Annotated in this window: 3 protein-coding genes; 2 read left to right on the top strand and 1 reads right to left on the bottom strand. The window is 38.0% G+C overall.

The genetic code is table 11. The annotated features are described in order from the left end of the window. Positions 1 to 104: 104 nt before the first annotated feature. Both prgP and prgO read left to right on the top strand, forming a co-directional pair. Entirely contained in the window at positions 105 to 1,004 is a 900-nt protein-coding gene (prgP, locus tag CBP76_RS10060) for a ParA superfamily DNA segregation protein PrgP (RefSeq protein ID WP_042255042.1), read from the top strand. Next, entirely contained in the window at positions 991 to 1,272 is a 282-nt protein-coding gene (prgO, locus tag CBP76_RS10055; protein WP_042255044.1) for a DNA segregation protein PrgO, read from the top strand. The genes prgP and prgO overlap by 14 nt, the downstream gene beginning before the upstream one ends. A 148-nt stretch (positions 1,273 to 1,420) precedes the next feature. On the opposite strand, the gene CBP76_RS10050 is transcribed toward prgO, so the two are convergent. Then, the gene (locus tag CBP76_RS10050; protein ID WP_245865739.1) at positions 1,421 to 2,323 is read right to left on the bottom strand and encodes an IS30-like element ISLpl1 family transposase; all 903 of its coding nucleotides are present in this window, start codon (positions 2,321 to 2,323) and stop codon (positions 1,421 to 1,423) included. Positions 2,324 to 2,448: the final 125 nt, after the last annotated feature.

The following is a 2,448-nucleotide window of genomic DNA, read 5'->3' as shown; positions in this document are numbered from 1 at the left end:
ATACTTTTACATTAGTATACTTTTGATAAAAAAGCTTGATTTCAGGTTTCAATATGGTATACTATATTTGCAGCAGAAGTATACTTATGAGAGGAGTGTTATCAATGACGTACGTAATCGCTTTAAGCAACCAAAAAGGGGGCGTTGGCAAGACGACCAATAATGTGATGTTCGCAATCACTCTTGCCACCGTTTTCCATAAAAAGGTTTTACATATTGATATGGATCTCCAAGCAAACAGTACATTCATGCTCGGTATGACCTTTAATAAATCAAATTGGCCCGCTTCTATAACAAGATGCTTAAATGATAAGGATCTAAGTAAGGGAATCACGCATCTAACAGAAAATCTAGATGCCATTGCAGGAGATTCTGATTTTCGAAACTGGGGCACATGGGTAGCCGACCATATAAAGGGTGTCCACGAACGAACCTTTTACTTCAAAAAATTACTAGATAAAATCAAAGACGACTATGACTTTATTTTTATAGACACTCCACCAGCAACAGATATAAAAGTCGACAACATAATGGTTGCAACTGACTATGTAATTGTTGTGCAAGAAACCAAGAGATTCGCATTTGAGGGTTCAAAGGAACTAACCAACACTTATCTTCAAACTCTATACGATGACTTCAGCGACGAGATTAATGTTCAGGTCGCGGGAATACTGTTAGTCATGCTTGACAAAACTCACACGGTTGAACAGCTCATTGTTGATAAGACCGTTAAATATTTTGGTAAACAGAATATATTCAATGCCATTATCAAAAGTCACTTACGCCTTGAAAATTATGGTGAATACGGAGTTCAGTTTGAAGACTACCACGATCGTGCTATGTTCGCACTCTTTTCCGATCTTTACGCGGAATTAATGGAAAGAATAGACCAATTCGAAAGTAAAGGAGATATTGCTGACGATTATGTCTACACGCCAAAATATCTCAATGGCAAAAAACTAACACCACTTGGAAAGGAGATAAGTGCTGATGGCCTTGATTAAAAAAGATGCTGATCACTTCGAAGTGAACATAAAAAAAACAGTCGATGATTCCAGAGATGAACAAAAAACTACTAAATACTCCGCAGCGGACAGAAAAAGCCTAAGGGTCGATCCACCTGTTTTTGACACGATAAAGAGTCTAGCTTACATTAAAGACGTGAAAATGTATGAACTTGTAGAAAGCGCTGTTGAGGCATATAAGCAAAACACGCTTTCAGATAGAGAGAGAGAAATCTTCGACAGCATTTATCAGAGAAAACAGTCATAAGTATACTAGTGCAAAAGTATACTTATGATAATTGGCCTATAATCACTGATAAACAAGCATTTCAAAAAGTATACCAGTCGCTAAATATACTTTTCCACTAGTATACTTTTTCTGATTCCATAGATTAAACTATAGGTAGATTGCAAATTTAATCCGAATTTTTGGACAAATTTGTCAGCATAACCTGATACGGTGTTTGCCAGTCGAGTATTTTAAGCGGTCGCTGGTTAATTTGGAGTAACGTCGTCGTTAAATCTTGAGCACTAATGTGCTCAAAACGAGTCCCTTTAGGATAAAAATAACGTAAATTCCGATTAAAGCGTTCATTACTACCACGTTCAGCTGGAGTATAAGCATGGCAGTAATAGGTCTTAATACCATATTGTGATTCAAGTGATACTAGTCCACTAAACTCAGTGCCACGGTCCACAGTAAAGCTGTGCACCGGACCATTAAAAGTTGTTAGGAACTTAGTTAGTGCTTCATTAACAGTCGCTGTCGTCCGATCTTTTAACCGGTATGCCCAAAGGAACCGTGATTTTCGATCGATTAAAGTTAATAAAACTGCCTTACTATGCCCACGAGGACCAACGACTGTATCTAGTTCAAAATCGCCGATGCGATTACGTTGATTAATCATCATGGGACGCTGTTCAATTGATCGCCCCAAAGATTGATTATATTTGGATCGTTGGTCAACGTTACGCCGTTGGCGTACGCTATGTTCAGGTAGATCATTCAAGGAGAAACCAATTCTCCCCTGATTTAGCCAATTATAAATAGATTTAGTAGCTAGTTTAAATTCGTGAGCAATCATTCCTGGTGACCAGCTTAGACGTAAATGGTTGAGAATTTTTTGCTTTAACTCATCGCTCAGCTTAGTTTTCCGACCACATCGTGATCGCTTGTATTCGGCATCTGTTTGTGCTAATTCAGCCTGATAAGGTTGACATCGAGATAATTCATAAGAAATTGTTGACGGTGATCGGTTCAGCCGAACGCCCATTTGGATATTGGACAGCCCTAGTTCACAAAAGATTTCGATTTTAATTCGTTAGGAATAGGTTAAACTAGACAAAAGATCAGCTCCTAAAAGATGGGTTTGTGGTAAACACCATTTTAAAGGAAGCTGATCTTTTTTGTCCGAACAGCGTTCGGATTAATTTTACAATCTAC

The organism is Companilactobacillus nuruki (genome assembly GCF_002872255.1).
GTDB lineage: Bacteria > Bacillota > Bacilli > Lactobacillales > Lactobacillaceae > Companilactobacillus > Companilactobacillus nuruki.
The sequence above is the reverse complement of the archived record's forward strand: the minus strand, read 5'-3'. Positions and strand labels throughout refer to the sequence as shown.